Raw genomic sequence first — 20,980 nt, 5'->3', positions numbered from 1 at the left:
CACTCATTCAAGCGTACTGAACAAAGAACAAACCGGCCTCGTCCCCCTCTTTGCCACGCCGCGCTCGCATGTCCAGAAAGACATAGCCTATACCCTCAGCAAGCAAACCCTCATGCTGCGGGCTGGCTTCGGCCACATCGCCGTCCACGAGTTGCATCAGGAACATGTAGCGATCCGGAGGATAGATCGGGTCTTGCAGCCAACCCGGTCGGCCACTTGGCTTGCTCAAGTCGATGCCACTGTCCTCATCGGCGTGCTCCTCTTGCAGTTCCTCATCGCTCATTTCTTCGAAGTCGATGAACGCACTCAGCAACAGCAAGGGGTGATCGCTGGGCAGGATCGATTTCTCGGCCAGTTCGTGAAGAATCACTCGGGCGTACCCGTTCTTCATGACTTCCTGTAGCTCCGAGGGTTGGTTGACTGTATAGCGACGCTGCAAGTTGTGGCTGAAGTCCCCGTCTCGCTGCTGTCGTGCTGCAATGAACACTGTGATGGCCATACCTGGCGGAAGCAATTTCGCCGGGCGGAAGCGCTCGGTCAGGGTCAGAAGCGGCGTCATCAGCTCGCCGTTCTCTGGGCTGGTCGGCCACAGTGAAAGGTCTTTGAGAAACGCCCCTCCACCTATTTGGCCAAAGCCGTGATCCTGTGTTGAAAGCACGATTTTCTGCATGGCTAGTAACATCCTTTGGCTTTGGCGAACGACCTGGCGTAGCGCCGGGCGGTTCTGAGTTGCTGGATTGTGACATGCCCGTCCTTGACCAGCGATTGGTAGATGGCTTTGGACATCAAGCGAATTTCCAGCCTGCCGCTCTTGAGCATCTGGTTGTGCTTGATGCCCATCCCTTTGCGCAAGCGGTTTTCAGCGGCATGTACCTGATCATGATGCTCGGGCGTCAACGCTATGGATGGGTTGCCGCGCATCCGGCGTTTTTTCGGTGCGAGACCGATGTCCTGGAGGAATTTGTTCCGCAGGATCTCATGGGCTTCCAAGCCATCGCCCCGGTGCGCTTTGGCACCATACCCCGCAGTCTCCCCCTCCTTGAGCAACCCCCACGGATCGATCCAGGTAAATGGGTTGGGCGCATAGGCATACAGGTTCAAACCACCGGCCAAGCCGATCGGATCAGGCTGGGTGAAGCGCCCGATATCCGGGTCGTAGAAGCGGAACAGGTTGTAGTGCAAACCTGTTTCGCGGTCCAGGTACTGGCCCTGGAAGCGCAGGTTCTGATCCTCGACCAGCTCTGGAGTGCGCTGTTCCTCCCAGCTGGCGCCCCAAGTCAGGTAGCGCGCCGACCACAGCACCTGGCCCTGGTCGTCGGTCAGTTGTTCAGGCAGCCCGTTGAGGTCGTTGTGGTAATGGCGCAGTTGCTGATGTGCGCCCTGGCCATCGACACGGGCCAGCGGTTCGTGGCCATCGTCTTCATAGAGGTACAGCGTCGACAGGCCATCGCGTTGCTCCCCGAGCAATCGCAGGCCGCTCCAGCTGAAACGAGTACGGCAGACCACCTGGCCGTCGAGCGTCGATTCGATTTTCTCGGTACGCCGGCCCATCGGGTCGTAGCGCATGTCGACGATGCGTTCCCGCCCAGGTTGCAGGTTACGCACCTGTACCAGGCGGTGGTCGGCGTCGTAGTGGAACAGCTGGGTGCCGCGTCGGCGGCTGCGCTTTTCCACCAGGCGACCGAAGCCGTCGTAGCGGTAGCGCTTGTCCTCGAAGGTCAGCAGGCGGTTGTGCCTGACCAGGCCTGCGCCCGCGCTCGCCGGGTCGAGCAGGTTGCCTGCCGGGTCGTAGCGGAACGCTTCGCGCTGGCCGCTGGGGCTGTCCTGGCGGCCGAGCACCTGGCCGCTCCCATCATGCTGGAACGCCTGCAGATAGCCCATGCCGGGGTGTTGCACTTCGCGCATCGCCAGCAGATCGGCTGCGTCGAACTGGTAGCGCTGCTGGCTTGGCGCCGGCAGTTGGCTGGGCTGCGCTGCCGGCCGACGGAGCAGGGCACGCAGGCGTCCGGCGCGGTCGTACTGGCGTTGCGTGGCCAGGTTGCCTTGCACGCGCAGGGTCTCGCGGTGCAAGCGGTCACGCTCGAAATCGCAGACCACCTGGCCATCGAGATTGACTTGGTGCAGGTGGCCGCTGCCGTAGTACAGGCGGTTGATCCAGCGGCCGTCGGGCGTTCGGGTGCGGGTGAGGTTGCCCTGCGGGTCGTATTGGTACTGTACGCTGCCGGCGATGCTGCGCTCTTCGAGCAACTGGCCGAGCGCATCGAAGGCGAAGCCCAGTTCTTCGACCTGGCCATCGCGTGTCGTACGCCGAATGGCGACCACGTTGTCGAGCGGGTCGTTGCTGTAGTCGGTGCGTCCATCGTCGGTATGGCGGGTCAGCAGCCGGCTGCCCGCGTCGTATTCCATTCGATGGATGATCGGCGCCTGCTCGCTGCCCGGCGCGGGCACGAAGGTCACTTGGCCGAGGTTGTCCAACGGGTCGTACTGGTAGCGCCGCAGGCTACCGTCGAGGTCATGCTCGGCGACCAGGCGGTCGCCCGCATCCCAGTCGAAACGGTAGGCCTCGCCATTTTCGTTGTACAGGGCCAACAGACGACCATAGCCGTCGTACTGGTAGCGCACCTGCCGGCCCAGCGGGTCGACGCGCAGCTCAAGTTGGCCGCGACGGTTACGCCGGTACTGGCTGACGTGGCCTGCGGTGTCGACGTGTCGGAGCAACAGGCCGCTGCCATCGAGCTCGAACGCCTCGCTGCGGCCATCGGGCAGGGTCACGCTGCGCAAGCGGCCCTTGCCGTCATGGCGGTATTCGGTACGTTCGCCCTGGGCATCGGTGATCGATTGCAGGTGGCCCAATGGGTCGTAGCCCAGACGGGTGATGTAGCCCGAGCAATCCTTCTGTTCCACCAGCAGTCCGAGGTCGTTCCAACGCAGTTGCCGGCTGCTGCCGTTGGCTTCGATGATCTCGACGGGGTTGCCCCGGTCGTCATGGCGATAGTACGTGTGCTGGCCCAGCGGGTCGCTCTCGCGGATGCAGTTGCCGCGCGCGTCGTAGGCGAAGGCCCAGCGCTGGCCGGCTTGGTCGGTCTGGCAGCGTGGCAGCGACCAATGCTCCAGCCACTCGGTGGATTCACTGCGTCCCAGCGGGTCGAGGGTTTCGGCCAGGTTGCCCGACGCGTCGTAGAAGAATTGCCAACGTCCTCCCATCGGGTCGCTCGCCGCCAGCAGTTGGCGCTCGTCGTTCCATTCGAAGCGCCAGGTGCGCTCGAGTGCATCGGTATAGGCGGTGATCTGGTATTGCTGGTTCCACTGGCGTACGGCTACGCGGCCCAGGCTATCGGTCACCCGGGTGATGCCGGCGGCGACGTCGTACTCGAAGGCGTAGCTGTCGCCGGCATCGGTCCAGTGCCGCACCACGCGCCAGCCATCGTCATGCTCGGCCCATTGGTAGAAACAGTGCAGGCCGCTACCGGTACGATGTTCGATCATGCGCCGGGCGGGGTCGTAGGCGAAGCTGCGCAACACTTGCCCTGCGCCGTCCAGCACCTGGGCCAGGTCGCCGCTGGCGTCGTAGCGATAGCTGGCCAGGCGCCGCGTGTGGCCGTCGGCTGCCTGGTGGTCCACGTGGCTTACGCGTCGGGGCCACTGGTCGCTGTAGATGAGTGTCACGCGGACCTGGTCAAAGGTATCGCGCAATCGGCACAGACGGCCCTGGCTGTCGTAGTCGAGGAAGATCCGATTGTCGTTGCGATCGCCCACCTGGCTCAGGCGCAGGCGCTCGGGCTGCCCTGGCGTCGGCTGGAACAGGCGATACTCGCCCTCACGGCTCTCGGTCAGCAGTTCGCCGTTGTGTGCGCGGCGCACGCTCAACCCTTCACCGACGCTGAACACCGCATCGCCCAGGGGGATGACGCCCATGTCCACCCGGCGCGCCTGCTCATCGATCAGCACCAGGCGATCGCCCGCTTCGATTTGCACCGACACTTCGTAGGGCAGGCTCCAGCCAGCGCCGAACAGGCCATCGACCCGCTCGTCGTGGCTGTTGTAGAACCGTTGCCAGACCATCGGCAGGCTCGCCGACACGGTGAAGTCGAGCTCATCCTCGGCGCAGAGGATCTTCGCCCCGGTCGCGGCATGCACCGGGTTCGGCGAACCGGCCATGGCTTGGGTGAGGGCACTGCTGACCTGCCCGGTAACGAAGCTGCTGACCCCGCCCACCAGCATGCAACCAAACTTGCTGTAGAACTTGCCACCCCGCCCACGCAGCAGCATCAACGCCGTCACCGCAAGGCCGATGCCGGGGGTCTTGCCGCTGCGAATCTCGCGCACCACGATCGGCTCGCCGCCGATGCGCACGTTGTTCGATACCAGCCCGCCATCGACGATGACCGCTTCGCAGGTGCTGCGGTCGCCGCTGCGGCAGGCCGGGTGGCCGTTGATCAGCACCTTGCTGGAGCCCTCGGCCAGGTACTGCGGCGGCATCGCTGGGTGCTTGGTGCAGGCGATCTTGTCGTCAGGGGCTTCCTGGGTATTGGCCGCAGGCGTGGCCACGGTCGGGCGCCACAGCTGCGAGAAAAAGCCCTTGGCCATGTCGAGGAAGGTCTCTTCCTTGGCCTCGCCAGCCTCGGTGCCGGCCTGCTCCAGTGGCGCGGGCGGCCCGGTGACGATGCCGGCGGCGCGGGCGGCGCGCTTGCCGTTGGTCTTGGTATTCGACGAGCCGCTGGCGATGGTCGCCTGCACCGAGGGCGGGAACAGGAAGTTGCCGATACCCTCGCATAATCGACTGAGGCCCGTATCGGCCCCGGTCTTGGCCATGACCACGCCCACCACCAGGCCGACCACCGCGCCGAGCACGAAGCAGCCCAGCCCACCGGTGGCCACGGTCAGGCCGAAAGCCGCAGCCACCGCAGCGGTGGCCAGGGCGCCGATGGCCACGGTGGCGGCAATCTCCAGCACACCGCCGACGATGTCGGCGAGCATCGAGGTGTGCATCAGCGCGTCGCCTTCGCGCGCGGCCCACAAGGCGTCGGACATGGCGCTGGGTCAGCCGAGGTTGTCGAAGTCGAGCGACTGCTTGATGGCGGCCCAGTGCGCAGCTTCGGCGGCGCCCAAGGGGCTGGCCTTGACGTAGCTCAGGGCGAACATCTTGCGCGTGCCGGGCAGCACCAGGGCCAGTTGGTATTGGTAGACCTTCTCCTGGCCCTTGCTGAACTGACTGCTCAGCTCGATGGCCTCGATCACCGGCCCGGCTCCCACCTGCGTGGCCTGGGCGGGCTGCAGGCGCAGGTCCTTGACCTGCTGCTGCAGGCGCTGCAACTGGCCGTCGAAATTGCTCTGCAAGGTCTCGCCCTCGGCCAGCAGGCTGCGGCTGACGATCAGCGAGGTGGCCAGCGCCTCGAAACGCAGGATGTTGATGCTGCTGTCCTGCACGGCGGCATCGGGCAGGGCCAGGCGGAATTCGTTGACGCGATAACTCATGGGAGGTCTCGTTACTGGTCGGAGCCGGAGAAGATCGCCTTCACCGAGTCGTCGATGGTCTTTTTCACACCCTGCTTGTCGGGCGCGGTCTGCGCGCCGCTGCCGACGTTGAGGTCGAGGGTGCCGTCGGTGTTGATCTCGCCGTCCTGCTTGGCATGGAAGCTGAACTGCTCGCAGCTGATGTTGATCTGCCCGCTGGCATTGAGCTCGATCACGCTCTTGCCGCAGACCAGGCGCAGGTTTTCGCCCACCTCGATCAGGTAGCTGGTGCTGACGCTGTCGGTCTTGCTGGCGCCGACCAGCAGCATGTCGTCGCGGCGCACGGCGCGAATGCGGTCCTGGCCGATGGTGATGGTCTCGAGCATGCCGACCGTCTGGCTGCGGTTGATGCCCACCGCCAGCGTCTCGTTCTGCTCGACCACGGTGTCCATGTTGCGCTCGGCATGCACGTACAGCTGCTCGGCCCCTTTCTTGTCCTCCATGCGGATTTCATTGAAGTTGGCCGGGCTGCCGCCCTTGCTCGAGCGGCTCTTCATGCCGCTTTGGGTGGCGTTGGCAGGCAGGTCGTAGGGCACGCTCTGCTCGGCGTTGTAGACCCGGCCGGTGATGATCGGCCGGTCGGGGTCGCCTTCGAGGAAGCTGACGATCACTTCCTGGCCGATCCGTGGGATCTGCATCGAACCCCAGTTCTTGCCGGCCCAGGCCTGCGACACGCGGATCCAGCACGAGCTGTTCTCGTTGGACTGGTCGTGGCGGTCCCAGTGGAAGTGCACCTTGACCCGGCCGTACTGGTCGGTCCAGATCTCTTCGCCAGCCGGGCCGACCACCACTGCCGTCTGCGGCCCCTTGACGATCGGCCGCACGGTGCTGCCCTCGGGGCGGAAGGTTTGTTGCGCGTCGATGCAACTGAGGTTGCTCTCGAACTGCGCGTCGCTGCTGCCGGTGCCGCTTTCCAGACGCTCCTGGTGCACGTAATAGCGGGCCGCGACGATCAGGTACTCACGGTTCTGGTCCTGGCGGCTGAAGCCGCTGAGGCTGAACAGGTGGCCGCTGCCAAGGCCGCGGGCGTTGCCGCGCAGCTCGACCCGCTCGTGCAGGCTCTGCAGCGCCTCCAGGCGGGTGCGCGCGTAATGTTCGCCGTCCTGGCTCTGCGCGTAGGCCCCTGGGTAGTCGTACAGCGGGTAGTCGCCGGCCTGGTGCGGGCGCGGCATGGCCGAGCGCACGTCGATGCGCGCGCTGGGGCGCTGGAAGTCGTAGTCGTTGAGTTCCAGCGAACCGGGCTGGACCTCCTGGGCCAGGTGCCAGTCGTTGATGTGGTCGCGCTCGCGGTGCTGCCCGTCCGGCGGGTAGAACGGCACGCTCTCGTAGCCCGGCGCCTGCAGGTGGGCGCCATAGGCATCGGCCAGCACCAACACATGCCGCTCCTGCTCATGTCGGAAGAAGTAGTAGATGCCTTCTTCCTCCATCAGCCGGCTGACGAAATCGAAGCTGGTCTCGCGGTACTGCACGCAGTATTCGCGCTCGCGATAGCTGCGGCTCAAGGCATCCTCGAAGTCCGAGAACCCCAGGTCGCGGAACACCTGCTTGATGATCTGCGGTGCGCTCAGGTGCTGGAAGATGCGGCAGTCGCTGGTGCGGGTGAGTAGCCACAGCCATGGGCGCAGGGTGACCCGGTAGCTGGCGAACTGGCCCTGGTCCACCGACTGGCTGCAGCGCGCGACGATGCCGTGAAAGTGCCGCAAGGTACCCAGGCTCTGTTGCACGCTCAGGCACATCGGCTTGCCCAGCAAGGCGTTGAGATCGATGGCCGGGTCGTCGCTGGTCAGCCGCAGTTCGTAGTCGAACGGCCGGCCGAGCTCGTCGCTGCCACCCATCTCGGCAAGGATCAGCTTGTCTGGCCCCAGCGGGCTGTTGATCTGCGCCAGGCGCGTGAACTGCGTGAACAGCATGGTCGATCCTGTCAGTCGGCGGCGCCGAAGTCATAGTGCAAGTCGTTGTCGCGGCGGCTGATGCGGACACTGGCCAGCGGCTGGCCTTCGAGCAGGCGGGTGAGGAACTCGCGGCTCATGTCCGGCAGCAGGCCGTTGGTGAGGATCGTGTCGATCATGCGGCCACCGCTCTCGGTCTCGGTGCAGCGCGAGACGATCAGCTCGACCACGCCCTCGTCGAAGCTGAAGCCGACCTTGTGCGTGCTCTCCACGCGCTTGCGGATGCGCTCCAGTTGCAGGCGGGTGATGGCCTTGAGCATGGCGTCGCTGAGCGGGTAGTAGGGGATGGTCACCAGGCGCCCGAGCAGCGCCGGTGGGAAGATCTCCAGCAGCGGCTGGCGCAGCGCGCTGGCCACCGCGTCCGGGTCGGGCAGGGCCTGGGGGTCGTTGCAGGTGCGGGCGATCAATTCGGTGCCAGCGTTGGTGGTGAGCAGGATCAGGGTGTTGCGAAAATCGATCTGGCGGCCTTCGCCGTCCTCCATCACGCCCTTGTCGAACACCTGGAAGAAGATCTCGTGCACGTCCGGGTGGGCTTTTTCCACCTCGTCGAGCAACACCACGCTGTACGGCCGGCGGCGCACCGCTTCGGTCAGCACACCGCCTTCGCCGTAGCCGACGTAGCCGGGTGGCGCGCCCTTGAGGGTAGAGACGGTGTGGGCTTCCTGGAACTCGCTCATGTTGATGGTGATCAGGTTCTGTTCACCGCCGTACAGCGCCTCGGCCAGGGCCAGGGCGGTCTCGGTCTTGCCCACGCCCGAGGTGCCGGCGAGCATGAACACGCCGATCGGCTTGTTCGGGTTGTCGAGGCCAGCGCGCGAGGTCTGGATGCGCTTGGCGATCATCTCCAGCGCGTGGTCCTGGCCGATGATGCGCTTGGCCAGGTGGCTGTCGAGGTTGAGCACGGTCTCGATCTCGTTGCGCGCCATGCGCCCGACCGGGATGCCGGTCCAGTCGGCCACCACCGAAGCCACCGCCTGGTAGTCCACGGTCGGCAGGATCAGCGGGCTTTCGCCTTGCAGGGCGCTCAGGCGCGCTTGCAGGCCGACCAGGGTTTCACGCAGTTCGTGGCTGCCTTGCACCTCGCTCTCCTGATCCACCACGCCCACCTGCTCGCGCAGTTGGGCGCGGGTCGCCAGCAGTTGGTCGACCAGGGCCTTCTCTTCGGCCCAGCGGCTTTCCAGCCCGGCCAGGCGTTGGCGTTCCTCGGCCAGTTGCGTGTCGGCCTGGGCCTGGCGCTGCCCGGTGGCTACGCCAATGGCCGCTTCGCGGGCGATGATCGCCAGCTCCACTTCCAGCGCCTCGATGCGGCGGCGGCTGTCGTCGACCTCGGCCGGCACCGCGTGCAGGCTGATGGCCACGCGGGCGCAGGCGGTGTCGAGCAGGCTCACCGACTTGTCCGGCAGCTGGCGCGCCGGAATGTAGCGGTGCGACAGTTTCACCGCGGCTTCCAGCGCTTCGTCGAGAATCTGCACCTGGTGGTGGGCTTCCATGGTCGAGGCCACGCCACGCATCATCAGCAGCGCCTTGGCCTCGCTCGGCTCGTCCACCTGCACCACTTGGAAGCGCCGGGTCAGCGCCGGGTCCTTCTCGATGTGCTTCTTGTACTCGGCCCAGGTGGTCGCTGCCACCGTGCGCAGGCTGCCACGGGCCAGGGCCGGCTTGAGCAGATTGGCCGCATCGCCAGTGCCGGCGGCGCCACCAGCACCGACCAGGGTATGGGCTTCGTCGATGAACAGGATGATCGGCTTGGGCGAGGCCTGCACGTCCTCGATCACCTGGCGCAAGCGCTGTTCGAACTCGCCCTTCATGCTCGCGCCGGCCTGCAGCAGGCCGACGTCCAGGCTGCGCAGCTCGACGTCCTTGAGCGCCGGTGGCACGTCACCGGCGACGATGCGCAAGGCGAAGCCTTCGACCACCGCGGTCTTGCCGACGCCAGCCTCGCCGGTGAGGATGGGGTTGTTCTGTCGGCGGCGCATGAGGATATCGACCAGTTGGCGGATCTCCTCGTCGCGGCCGACGATAGGGTCGAGCTTGCCGCTGCGGGCCTGCTCGGTGAGGTCGACGGTGAAGCGCTGCAGCGCCTCCTGCTTGCCCATCGCCGCCGGGGCCACGGCGCCGCTGGCTTCACCTGGCACGCCGGCGCTGAAGCCATCGGTAGCGGCCAGGTGGTTTTCCGGCGAGTCGCCGACGTATTCGTCGAAGCGCTCGCTCAAGGCCTCGATCTTCAGCTTGGCGAATTCGCTCGACAAGCCCAGCAGGGCATTGCGCAGGCTCGGCGTCTTGAGGATGCCGACCAGCAGGTAGCCGGTGCGCACCTGGCTTTCGCCGAACATCAGGCTGCCGTACACCCAGCCGCGCTCGACCGCTTCCTCCACCTGCGAGGACAGGTCGGTGATCGAGGTCGAGCCGCGCGGTAGGCGGTCCAGGGCATCGGTCAGGTCGCGTGCCAGGCGCGCCGGCTCGACATCGAACTGGCGCACGATGCGGTGCAGGTCGCTGTCCGGCAATTGCAGCAGTTGGTGCAGCCAGTGCACCAGCTCGACATAGGGGTTGCCCCGTAGCTTGCAGAACACCGTGGCGGCCTCGATGGCCTTGTAGGCGACGCTGTTGAGTTTGCCGAACAGCGCGGCGCGGCTGATTTCACCCATGGTCCTGGTTCCTTGTTGGGGCGGCGCTCGACTGCTCGGCGTAATACCGGGCCAGCTTGAGGTCGCGTGCATCGTGCGAGGGGTGGCCTAGCCAGGTATCGAAACCCAGGCGTTGGCCGGCATTGAGTTGCAGCGCGGGCACCTGGTCCTGCGCGAGTATCAGGTTGAGGTCCCAGTCCAGCTCCTGGCCCAGGTACTCGGCCACCCAGGCGGTCAGCTCGCCGAAGGCCTGCCCACCGGGCAGCAGGGCGTGGTACTGCTCGAGGCTGAGCGGGCCGAGGCACAGCCGGAACTTGTGCTGGCGGTCCCAGGCGTAGCGGCCCAGGCACAGGTCCACGCCCAGGCGATTGGCCCGCACGCCGAGCTGGCTGCGCTCGGGCAGCTCGAGCCACTGGCCGACGTATTCCTCCAGTGTCACCGGCACGCCGAAGTAACCGGCCAGGATGCTGCACAGGCCATCGGGGTAGCGGGTCTGCGCGCTCAGGTGGCCGGACCAGTGCAGCTTGGCGGTATCGGCCAGCGGGCCGTGGCCCTGCAATTCGGGTTGGCCACGGCCGCTCAGCGCCGCCAGGCGTGCAGCCCAGTAGTCATCGCCGGGGCGGTCGTGGCTGACGGTTGGCCGCGCCTCCGCCCAGGCCCGGTAGAACAGGCTCAGCAGGCGGTGGTGGAAGACGTCGAGGAAGGCCTTGCTGGTCGAGTCGCCGTGGTTGCGCTGGCGCTCGCGCATGTACTCGGTCAGGTGCAGCGGCAGCGGGCCGTTGGGGCCGCCGAGGCCGAAGAAGAACTGCTCCAGACGCGCCGGCCGGTGGTCGGCCGCGCTGACCGAGGCCAAGGTCGCCGGGGCGAAGCCGCAGTCCAGGCGTTGGCCCAGGCGTACCGGCTCGTCGGCCAGGCGCAGCGAGTGGCCGAAGCGCGGCAGCGCGGGGTTTTCCGCCTCGAGACGGCGCAGGGCCTGGAAGAAGTCGTACTCCCAGGGCTCGGCCTGCATGGCCTCCAGCGTGCTCACAGGATCGGCCTGCGCCCGGGCTTGGCGGTCCAGCGCATGATCTCGCCACGTTCGCTGGTGCGCAGCACGGTTTCGGTGAAGCTGTTGATCGACACGTAGCGGGTCAGGAAACGCTCGAACACGGCCCCGAGCAGGAACACGCCGGTGCCACGGAAGGCGTTTTCGTCGAAGGTCAGGGTGATCTCCAGGCCACGGCCGAAGACGATCGGCCCGGGCATCGGCAGGCGCCGGGTGCAGGGCTTGCTGCTGACCTCGCGCAGGCCGTCGATCTGCAGGTTCAGGGCACTGTCGTGCGGGTCGCCGTACAGGCGCAGCAGTTCGCGCAGCGCAGCGGCGCCCTGGCCTTGCTCGGCCAGTGACAGGTAGTTCAGCGACAGCTGGCTGATCAGGCGCCAGGCACGGTTGTCGTGGGCGTGGCTGGCCTTGGGCCGGCTCGGCCCGGCGAGGCAGCGCACGCCAGCGACCGGGGCGCTGTCGGCCAGGCTGAAGTCGCTGCGCCCGTCACCGACGTTCATGAACAACGGCAGGTCGCGGTTGCTGCACAGGGCGCTGACGCCCAGCTGGCGCAGGTCGTGGCGGTACGGCGCCTGCTGGCCATCGACCAGGCTGACGAAGGTCTCGCTGCCCATGTAGCTGGAACGGGTGCCGTTGCGCCGCTGTTCGCTGGACAGTACCCGCGGCTCGCGGCGCACGATGTAGTAGGCCTGGTCGCGGCCATAGCGCGACGGGTCGCGCACGGCGTAGAACGGCAGGAATTCCTGGTCGGGGCCGGTGCCGTGGCCGGTGACCCGCTGCAGCGAGTGGATCTCGAAATCGGTGGGCCGGGTGCGGTCGGCGATCACATGGTGTTCATGCACGCGGTCGGTCAGGTGCAGGCGGTCGACCCGGCGCGGGAACAGGTTGATCGCCGGCGTGCAGAACGGCACGAACTGGCTGGCGCCGACGCTGCTTTCCAGGCTCTGCTCGAAGCGTTCGAACAACACCAGCACTTCCAGCTCCTGGCCGTTGCAGCGCTGCACCGCGCGCGCAAGGCCGGCGAAGTCGACGAACAGGAAGCGCTGCGGCAGGGCGAAGTATTCCTGCAGCAGGCGGTAACCCTGAAAGGCCTGGGGTACCACCGGCAACGCCGCCTCGCCGTCATCGAAGCCGCAGGGGCGCAGGGCGTCCTCGACGGGGATGCGTTCGACCCAGTCGGCCCCGGGCTCGCGCACGAACACCGCGCAGGCGCAGCCCAGCAGTTGCTCGTAAAGGCGGAATGGGGTTTCGTCAGCGCCGTTCAGGTACAGCGGCAGGTTGCTCAGCGCCAGGCTGGCGAACGGTACCTCGGCGCCGCTGCGCAGGGTCAGGCGCAGCCCGGCGCGGGCCTGTGGCACACTGCTGGCCAGGCGCCCGAGCACGGCGCCGGGGTTGCCGAAGTACTCGGCCCGGGCTACTTGCAGCGGCCACAGGGTGACCGCCTGGGTGCTGCGGAACTCGCACGGGGTCTGCGAATTGCGACCGAGGTTGGCGCGCAGCACGCTGCCGCGTGGCAGCGGGAAACCGGCCGCCAGCGATCCCTCGTCGGGGTCGGTCTGCAATTGCACCACGGTCATCGACGGGGTCGGCGCCAGGTAGTGCGGGTAGGCGATTTCCAGCAGGTTGTGGGTGAAGGTCGGGTACTCGGCGTCGAGTTTGAGCTGCACGCGCGCGGTGAGGTAGGCGAAGCCTTCGAGCAGGCGCTCGACGTAGGGGTCGGCGCATTCGATCCCGGACAGCGTCAGGCGCCCGGCGATCTTCGGATATTCCTTGGCGAACTCGGCGGCACCCTCGCGGATATGCTGCAGTTCCTGGTTGTACAGCTCCAGCAGGCGCGGGTTCATGCACGCCTCCTGCGGTCGGCCGGGGCCACGCTGACATGTCCGGACTCCAGGTCGACGTCGGTCTGCAGCAGCAGCGGCAAGGCCGCGGGCTGGGCCCACAGGTCGCCTTCGATCTCGAAGCTCAGGGCGTTGGCGTTCATCTGCCCGGGCGCGGCCTGGGCGCGCACCTTCAGGGTGTGGGCGAGGATGCGTGGCTCGTAGGTGACGATGGCCTGGTGAATGATGCGCTCCAGCACGTTGAGGTCGAGGTTCGAGGCGCTGTTGCCGGCCAGGGCAGGCAGGCCATAGTTGACCACCGAGGCGCCGGCGGGGGTGTCGAGGGTCTGGCTGGCGTCCAGCAGCGAAGTGGTGTTGAGCAGCCACGCCAGGTCGCGCAGCACCGACGCCTTGAGCTGTTGCAGGCCGAGCACGCGCTTGTCGGCGGCTTCCTGCGGGTTGCCCGGGTCGTCGTCGGTCAGGCGGTCGAGCAGCGAAGGCTGCAGGCGGTCGCGGGTGGCGATTTCGGCTACCACTTCAGGGTTCTCTCAGGAGGTCGCTGGACCTGTGGGAGCGGGCTTGCCCGCGAACCAGCCGACGCGGTGGATGGCACCGGCGGTGCCGGTGTTCGCGGGCAAGCCCGCTCCCACAGGAACCGCAATCGGCAGGAGATATCCCACAGGGCCGGGTGCGTCAGATCTTGACGTTGGAACGGATGTTCCAGCCGTACTTGATCGGGCCGCCTTCCTTGCTGCCATCGGCCTTCTGCGGTTGGTAGTCGACGGTGACCTTGGCAAAGTTCAGGGTCACGTTCTCGGTCAGGCGGTCGTCGCTGCCCGAGCCGCCGGTGCTCAGCGAGCTGATCAGCACCTCTTCGAGGTTGATGATCAGGTACTCGACCTGGCTTTCACCACCGGCCTTGCGCACGGTCAGCTTGACCTTGTCGATGTGCTTGCCGCTGGAGCAGTGGGCCATCAGGTTGGGGCTGGACTTGTCGATGTACTTGGTGATCGACAGGTCCTGGATGTTGACCTTGCCCGAACCGCCGCCGCTGCCCATGTGCATGTTGCCGGACTGGGACATGCCCCAGCTCCAGTTGAGCACGTCGATCTCGTCCTTGTGAGCCTTGTCGTTGGACTCGCCCTTGATGTCGCCGATCTTGATGAAGATATCTACAGCCATGTCGTCCTCGGAATTGCGTGTCGTTTAACGGTTTGCAGGGGAGGGGCTCAGGCCCCTTTGGCCGAAGGCAGCTTCGATACCAGGCGCAGCGATACGGTCAGCCCTTCGAGCTGGTAGTGCGGGCGCAGGTAGAAGCGCGAGTTGTAGTAACCCGGGTTGCCTTCGACGTCCTCGACCACCACCTCGGCCGCTGCCAGCGGGTGCTGGGCCTTGGTGGTCTCGGTGGAGTGCGCCGGGTCGCCGTCGACGTAGTTGAGGATCCAGTCCTGCAGCCAGCGCTGCATCTCGTCCTTTTCCTTGAACGAGCCGATCTTGTCGCGAACGATGCACTTGAGGTAGTGGGCGAAGCGGCAGGTGGCGAACAGGTACGGCAGGCGCGCGGCCAGGTTGGCGTTGGCGCTGGCGTCCGGGTCGTCGTACTCGGCCGGCTTCTGCAGCGACTGGGCGCCGATGAAGGCGGCGAAGTCGGTGTTCTTCTTGTGCAGCAGCGGCATGAAGCCGTTCTTGGCCAGTTCCGCTTCGCGGCGGTCGGAAATGGCGATCTCGGTCGGGCACTTCATGTCCACGCCACCGTCGTCGGTGGGGAAGGTGTGCGCCGGCAGCCCCTGCACTTCGCCACCCGATTCCACGCCGCGGATGCGCGAGCACCAGCCGTAGTACTTGAACGAACGGTTGATGTTCACTGCCATGGCGTAGGCGGCGTTGGCCCAGGTGTACTTGCTGCTGTCGGCGCCGTCGGTGTCTTCCTCGAAGGCGAAGGCTTCGACCGGGTCGGTCTTGGCGCCGTAGGGCAGGCGCGCCAGGAAGCGTGGCATGGTCAGGCCGATGTAGCGCGCGTCTTCCGACTCACGCAGCGAACGCCAGCCGGCGTACTCCGGGGTGGTGAAGATCTTGGTCAGGTCGCGCGGGTTGCTCAGTTCCTGCCACGAGCCCATGCCCAAAACGGTCGGCGAGGCGGCGGAGATGAACGGCGCGTGCATCGAGGCGCAGATCTTCGACATTTCGCCCAGCAGCTCGACGTTCTGTGGCGACTGGTCGAAGTAGTAGTCGCCGACCAGGCAGCCATAGGGCTCGCCGCCGAACTGGCCGTACTCTTCCTCGTACAGCTTCTTGAAGATCGGGCTCTGGTCCCAGGCGGTGCCCTTGAATTTCTTCAGGGTGCGGTGCAGGTCGGTCTTCGATACGTTGAGCACGCGGATCTTCAGCTGCTCGTCGCTCTCGGTGTTGTTGACCAGGTAGTGCAGGCCACGCCAGGCGCTTTCCAGCTGCTGGAAGTCATCGTGGTGGATGATCTGGTTGACCTGGGCGGTGAGCTTGGCGTCGATGGCGGCGATGATCTGCTCGATCGAACCGATGGCATCGTTGGAGACCAGGTTGGTCTGCGCCAGGGCTTGCTCGGCCAGGGTGCGCACGGCGCTTTCCACCGCTTCCTTGGCACGCTCGGTCTTGGGCTTGAACTCCTGCAGCAGCAGGCTTGCGAATTCGCTCGGGTCCTGGGTGGCGGCGGCCTGTTGGGCCTGGGCGTCGCGCAATGGATCGTTCATGGGCTGTCTCCTCAGGCCTTGGGCTCGTTGTCGGCGGGTTTCGGCGCGCTGGCCAGGGCCTGGAGCAGGGCCGGGTCCTTGATGGCCTTGAGGATGATGTCCTCGGCACCGGTCTTGCCGTCCATGTAGGTCAGCAGGTTGGCCAGCTGGGTGCGGGCTTCGAGCAGTTGGTTGAGGGCATCGACCTTGCGCGCCACGGCGGCCGGGCTGAAGTCGTCCATGCTCTCGAAGGTGATGTCCAGGCTCAGGTTGCCTTCGCCGGTCAGCTCGTTGGGCACGTTGAAGGCCACGCGTGGCTTCATCGCCTTCAGGCGCGAGTCGAAGTTGTCGACGTCGATTTCCAGGAACTTGCGGTCCTCCACTGCAGGCAGCGGCTCGGCCGGCTTGCCGGCGAGGTCGGAGAGCACGCCCATGACGAACGGCAACTGGACCTTCTTCTCGGCGCCGTAGAGTTCGACGTCATATTCGATCTGCACCCGCGGCGCGCGGTTGCGCGCGATGAATTTCTGGGAGCTGTCTTTCGCCACGTTGTTCCTCCTGGTCGCCGGTACGGCGGCGCTGTTCGTTGCGGGCGTCGGTATTGATGCGGCGCGATGACGTCAGTCGTCCTCGCGGCCGCGCAGGTTCTCGAATTGCGACCAGCCATCGGGGATCAGGTCGCGGACGATGCTTGCGAAATCGGCGTTGACCAGCTTCTTCGCCCGGTGCAGCAGCACGGGCAACGGGCTCGAGGGCTCGTGGCGGGCGTAGTACTGCAGCAGGCGGTCGAGGCTCTGCTGCACGTCTTCGCGGCTGCTGATTTCGCCAGGGCGTGCGGCAGGCCGTGGGCTGGGGCTGACTGCGGCGGGCAGGTCGCTCTCGCTGGCGCTGGTCGCCGTCTCGTCGGGCTCCAGTGCAGGGGCGGCTCCGGCCGGGCCGTAGTCGGCCAGCACCTGCTGCACCTGGCGTAACGGCTGGCTCAGGGGCGACAGGTCGACCCCGCTGGCCGAGCCGACCTGGTCATTGACCCGGTTCTCGATGGCATCCACGGCCTCGCGGGCCAGTTGCAGAGCCTGATGGCATTGCTGCAACTGCTCGTCGTCGGCATCACGCAGGGCGGCAGCCAGTTCCTCGGCGCTCAGCTGTTCGCTGGCGAAGTGCTGCACGCCGGCCGCGTGCAGGGCGGCACGCAAGGTGACCGGACCAAAGGCGCGCGAGCGCACCAGCACGGCGTCGCGCAGCAGGCCGATGTTGCGCTCGCAGGTCAGGCCAGCGAGGGCGTTGACCCGTACCGTGGGGTCGTTGTCGTCGGCGGCGTCCAGTTGCGGGTGCAGGTACAGCCAGTACTCGGCGAGCAAGTCGCGAATCAGTTCGAGGCTGGCGGCCAGGCCCGGCAAGCCGTGCAGGGCGAGGTTGGCCTGGAGCAGAAAATGGGTGATGCGCAGGTCCTTGCTGCGTTGCAGCAGGGTGGTGCAGGCCTGTTCGATATCGCGCCATTGGGGTGGTTCGGCAGGCTGGATGGCGTCGCCCATCACGCGCTCGGGGCGGCCCTGGGCATCGCGTTCCAGCTGCAGGAAATCGGCGTCGTATTCGAGGTCATCGCCGCAGGGGAAATCAGCTGAAACAGCGGCGAGCAACTGCGATGAGTTCACCAGAAATCGATCTCCATATCGGCCCGTGGTGGGGCGTTTTCGCGTGCGAAGTTACAAGTGTGAACCAGCGCACAAACTTGGCAAAGAGTACCTGGGTGATATCAGTGTGATATCGTTTTGGTACTTCGAAGTTGCGCATTTATGGTTTATTTGTTCGCGAGTGTCAAGGTAAGCTACGCGCCCTGAGTGGCCATTGTGACCGGGTTGGCAGCTATCCTGTACCATTTGTCGGCTGCCATCAAAGTGCCTCGATCCTAGGGTTAAATGCCTGGTCCGTTATTCGGTATTTAGCGTGAAGGCCTTTGAAATCAAGAGGTTCAGCACTCATTTGAATGCTTGGTCGAAACTATTCAAATGAATGGCTTTGCGTTTCACATATATGCAAGGAGGCGTGATGGCACTTTGCCTGACTATCACCAGTTATCACAAGATTACTCCCGGGCAATGCTCGGAGAAGTTGCTGGAAACCGGTGCCATCACTGTTGGGCGTGCGGCGGATAATGATTGGGTACTTCCTGATCCGGAGCGGCTGGTTTCGTCCAGGCATTGTGTGATCCAGTTCAAGGATGGGCGCTATTACTTGACCGATAGCAGTACCAATGGTGTGGAATTAGTTCACGCGGGTGTGCGCCTGCGCCGCGGCAACAGCGAGCCACTGATGGATGGCGAAGTTATCCGAATAGGCGAGTACGAGATCCAGGCTCGGATCGACGCCGGCCTGTCCAGCAGTGTTGGCGGCGCGCCCGAGATGCACAGTTTCGAGGCGCTGATGGCCAACCAGGGGGCGGCGCCGGTCGTGGCCAGCCCGCCGATTTCCGGCGCGCCGGCGGCGTTCCTGCACGGGGCATCGAGCCACGATACGCTGCCCGACCTGTTCGATTTTCTCGGCCCTTCGAGCGTTGCGCCGATCAGCCAGCCCGACCATGTGCCGGCCCAGCAACATGATTTTCGCCCGCCGACCCCCGTATTGCCACCAGAGCCGCCACCAGAACTGCCGGCACCGGTGGCCGCAGCCGCTGCGCCCGGGGTGATTCCGGAAGACTGGAACTTGTTCGACACGCCGCCAGCCGCGATGCCGGTGCCGGCACCGGCAGAGCCACCCGCAGCACCCGCCCCAGAATCGATTTTGCCGCCCCTGGTGCCGGCCGAGACTGCTGCACCTGTACCTGTGGCTCCGCCAGCACCGGCCGCGGCCACGGGCAGCGATGAACTGCTCCAGGCGTTCCTGCGTGGTGCCGGTGTCGAGCACCTGCGCATCGATGTCGCCGATGCCGCCGCACAGATGGAAGCCATCGGCCGCAGTTACCGGCTGATGGTCGAAGGCCTGATCGATGTGCTGCGTGCACGCAGCAGCCTCAAGGGTGAGTTCCGCATGCAGCAGACCACCATCGCCCCGGTGCAGAACAACCCGCTGAAGTTCGCCCCCAATGCCGACGAGGCGCTGCTGTTGCTGTTGCGTCACGGTAACCAGGCGTTCCTGGCGCCGGACCAGGCCGTGCGGGACAGCTTCGACGATGTGCGTGCCCACCAGCTGGCCGTGATGGCCGGCGTGGAGGCCGCCATCAAGCACCTGCTCGCGCGCTTCGAGCCGGCCCGCCTGGAGCAGCGCCTGGCGCCTGCCGCCGGGCTGGCCAAGCTGTTCGGCGGCTCGCGCCAGGCGCATTGCTGGCAGCAGTTCACCGAGCTCTACGGGCAGATTTCCCGGGAGGCCGAGGACGACTTCCAAGACCTTTTCGGCCGCGAGTTCAGCCGCGCCTACGAGGCCCACAACCACCGATTGCAACGCAGTTGAGCGAGCCCAGGAAGACCACGGTACGTCATGAGGACAAGGATGAGAGCAACACCCCTGATCGCAGCACTGGCCCTGGTACTGCTCAGCGCCTGCAGCAAGGACACGCCCGAGCCTCCACCCGCCGACGACGCGGGCGTGACCCTGTATTTCAGCGCCGCCGCCGGGCTCAACCCTGGTGCTGACGGCACACCCGCGCCGGTGCGGGTGCGCCTGTACGAGCTGAAGAACGCCGCCGCCTTCGCCCGCGCCGATTACTTCGCCCTGGCCGACCGCGCCCAGGCGACCCTCGGCGCCGACCTCATCGACCAGGACGAAGTGCTGTTGCAGCCCGGCGCGCAGCTGCGCCTCGAACGCCCATTGGACCCGGCCACCCGCCAGCTCGGCCTGGTGGTCGGCTATCGCGAAGTCGACCAGGCCCAGTGGCGCAGCGTGCTGTCGGTGCCGCCGCGTGACTATCAGATCAGCCTCGATGTGCGCGCCGTGCGCAGCGCCGTGGCCACCCCACAACCTGTGCCTGCCCACTAGGCAATCGGAGTCCCCATGTCCTGGAACAATCGCGTGGTCTGGTCGGAAGGCATGTTCATCACGACCCAGCACTTCCAACAGCATGACCGCTACCTGGAGCACTTCGTCGACGCCCGCAGCCGCCCGCTGAGCGCTGCCGCCTGGGGTTTTTCCGAGCTGCTGCTCGACCAGGGCCAGCTCGCCCAGGGCAAGTTGGCGATCCTCCGCGCCCGTGGCCTGCTGCCCGACGGCACGCCGTTCGACATCCCGCGCGACGACCTGGCGCCGGCTCCGCTGGAGGTGCCCGACGAGCTGCGTGACGCAGTGATCCACCTGGGCCTGCCGCTCAAGCGCGCCGGCGCCCGCGATACGGTCGACGAAGGCGAGGCCAGCGCTGGCGCCCGCTACATCAGCCGGGTGAGCGAGGTGCGCGACGACAACGCACCGTTCGAGAACCGTGCCCCGCTGGCGCTCGGCAGCCGTGCCCTGCGCCTGCTGCGCAGCGAAGACGGCCTGAGCGACCACGCCACGCTGGGCATGCTGCGCATTCGCGAAAAACGTGCCGACCGCGCCCTGGTGGTCGACGACAGCTATATCCCACCGGTGCTCGACGTGGCGGCCAGCCAGCCGTTGTCGAGCTTCTGCGGCGAGCTGCTGGGCCTGCTGCACCAGCGTGGCGAAGCCCTGGCCGGGCGGGTGGTGGCCTCGGCCAATGGCGGCGCCTCGGAGATCGCCGACTTCATGCTGCTGCAACTGGTCAACCGCGCCCAGCCGCTGGTCGAACACCTCAACCAGCTGAGCCCGTTGCACCCCGAACGCCTGTACAGCGAACTGGTGGCCCTGGCCGGCGAGTTCGCCACCTTCACCCGTGACGGCCGCCGCCCGCACAGTTTCCCGGTGTACCAGCACGACGACCTGGCGGCGACCTTCGCCCCGGTCATGGCGGCGCTGCGCGAGGCCCTGTCGACACTGATCGACAGCAAGGCCGTGGCCATTCCCATCGTCGAGAAGGCCTATGGCATCCACGTCGGCATGCTCGCCGATCGCAGCCTGCTCGACAGCGCCAGTTTCATCCTGGTGGTGCGCGCCGACGTGCCCAGCGAGACCCTGCGCAGCCGTTTCGGCCAGCAGAGCAAGATCGGCTCGGTGGAGCACATCCGCGATCTGGTCAACCTGCAACTGCCAGGCATCGGCCTGCTGCCGCTGCCAGTGGCGCCACGGCAGATCCCGTTCCACGCCGGCTCCACCTATTTCGAGCTCGACCGCGGCAGCGAGCACTGGAAGCAGCTGCAGCACTCCGGTGGCTTCGCCTTCTACGTTGCCGGTGAGTTCCCCGGCCTGAGCCTGGCCTTCTGGGCCATTCGAGGATAAGCCG

At 66.2% G+C, this 20,980-nt stretch carries 15 protein-coding genes; 3 read left to right on the top strand and 12 right to left on the bottom strand.

Annotated elements, in window-relative coordinates:
* Positions 1–7: 7 nt before the first annotated feature.
* The 12 genes from IAE37_RS23125 to tssA form a co-directional block, all read right to left on the bottom strand.
* A complete protein-coding gene (locus tag IAE37_RS23125; RefSeq protein ID WP_201177283.1) occupies positions 8–670 on the bottom strand; it encodes a hypothetical protein in 663 nt (220 codons plus the stop codon).
* Positions 671–672: 2 nt separating this feature from the next.
* On the bottom strand, positions 673–5,031 hold the full coding sequence (locus tag IAE37_RS23120; protein WP_201177281.1) for an RHS repeat-associated core domain-containing protein: 4,359 nt from the start codon (positions 5,029–5,031) through the stop codon (positions 673–675).
* Positions 5,032–5,040: 9 nt separating this feature from the next.
* A complete protein-coding gene (locus IAE37_RS23115; RefSeq protein ID WP_201177279.1) occupies positions 5,041–5,475 on the bottom strand; it encodes a DcrB-related protein in 435 nt (144 codons plus the stop codon).
* A gap of 11 nt (positions 5,476–5,486) precedes the next feature.
* Positions 5,487–7,424 carry a type VI secretion system Vgr family protein gene (locus IAE37_RS23110; protein WP_201177277.1) on the bottom strand — a complete coding sequence of 646 codons (1,938 nt, stop codon included), beginning with the start codon at positions 7,422–7,424 and terminating at the stop codon, positions 5,487–5,489.
* 11 nt (positions 7,425–7,435) lie between these two features.
* Positions 7,436–10,111: a type VI secretion system ATPase TssH gene (gene tssH, locus IAE37_RS23105; RefSeq protein WP_201177275.1), complete on the bottom strand. Its 2,676-nt coding sequence runs from the start codon at positions 10,109–10,111 to the stop codon at positions 7,436–7,438.
* Complete coding sequence (tssG, locus tag IAE37_RS23100; protein WP_201177308.1) at positions 10,104–11,150, bottom strand: type VI secretion system baseplate subunit TssG; 1,047 nt, start codon at positions 11,148–11,150, stop codon at positions 10,104–10,106. Before tssG ends, tssH begins: the two co-directional genes overlap by 8 nt.
* A complete protein-coding gene (tssF, locus tag IAE37_RS23095) occupies positions 11,114–12,976 on the bottom strand; it encodes a type VI secretion system baseplate subunit TssF (RefSeq protein WP_201177273.1) in 1,863 nt (620 codons plus the stop codon). Before tssF ends, tssG begins: the two co-directional genes overlap by 37 nt.
* Positions 12,973–13,488 carry a type VI secretion system baseplate subunit TssE gene (gene tssE, locus IAE37_RS23090; RefSeq protein ID WP_201177272.1) on the bottom strand — a complete coding sequence of 172 codons (516 nt, stop codon included), beginning with the start codon at positions 13,486–13,488 and terminating at the stop codon, positions 12,973–12,975. The genes tssF and tssE overlap by 4 nt, the downstream gene beginning before the upstream one ends.
* Before the next feature lie 157 nt (positions 13,489–13,645).
* Positions 13,646–14,134 carry an Hcp family type VI secretion system effector gene (locus IAE37_RS23085; RefSeq protein WP_136913316.1) on the bottom strand — a complete coding sequence of 163 codons (489 nt, stop codon included), beginning with the start codon at positions 14,132–14,134 and terminating at the stop codon, positions 13,646–13,648.
* 47 nt (positions 14,135–14,181) lie between these two features.
* On the bottom strand, positions 14,182–15,678 hold the full coding sequence (tssC, locus tag IAE37_RS23080; RefSeq protein ID WP_201177271.1) for a type VI secretion system contractile sheath large subunit: 1,497 nt from the start codon (positions 15,676–15,678) through the stop codon (positions 14,182–14,184).
* An 11-nt stretch (positions 15,679–15,689) separates the two neighbouring features.
* Positions 15,690–16,205 (bottom strand): type VI secretion system contractile sheath small subunit, encoded by a 516-nt coding sequence (gene tssB, locus IAE37_RS23075; RefSeq protein ID WP_201177270.1) that lies wholly within the window; start codon positions 16,203–16,205, stop codon positions 15,690–15,692.
* 72 nt (positions 16,206–16,277) lie between these two features.
* On the bottom strand, positions 16,278–17,309 hold the full coding sequence (tssA, locus tag IAE37_RS23070) for a type VI secretion system protein TssA (protein ID WP_201177269.1): 1,032 nt from the start codon (positions 17,307–17,309) through the stop codon (positions 16,278–16,280).
* A 394-nt stretch (positions 17,310–17,703) separates the two neighbouring features.
* Here tssA and tagH point away from each other — a divergent pair, with 394 nt between their 5' ends.
* Genes tagH through tssK form a run of 3 tightly spaced genes read left to right on the top strand, consistent with a single transcriptional unit; the run spans position 17,704 to position 20,976 of the window.
* The gene (gene tagH / locus IAE37_RS23065; RefSeq protein WP_201177268.1) at positions 17,704–19,101 is read left to right on the top strand and encodes a type VI secretion system-associated FHA domain protein TagH; all 1,398 of its coding nucleotides are present in this window, start codon (positions 17,704–17,706) and stop codon (positions 19,099–19,101) included.
* Positions 19,102–19,140: 39 nt separating this feature from the next.
* Positions 19,141–19,626, top strand: a complete 486-nt coding sequence (tssJ, locus tag IAE37_RS23060) for a type VI secretion system lipoprotein TssJ (protein ID WP_201177267.1) — start codon at positions 19,141–19,143, stop codon at positions 19,624–19,626.
* 15 nt (positions 19,627–19,641) lie between these two features.
* Positions 19,642–20,976, top strand: a complete 1,335-nt coding sequence (tssK, locus tag IAE37_RS23055; protein ID WP_201177266.1) for a type VI secretion system baseplate subunit TssK — start codon at positions 19,642–19,644, stop codon at positions 20,974–20,976.
* Positions 20,977–20,980: the final 4 nt, after the last annotated feature.

The organism is Pseudomonas sp. S31, assembly GCF_016648105.1.
Lineage (GTDB): Bacteria > Pseudomonadota > Gammaproteobacteria > Pseudomonadales > Pseudomonadaceae > Aquipseudomonas.
This window is presented reverse-complemented; position numbering and strand designations above follow the sequence as displayed.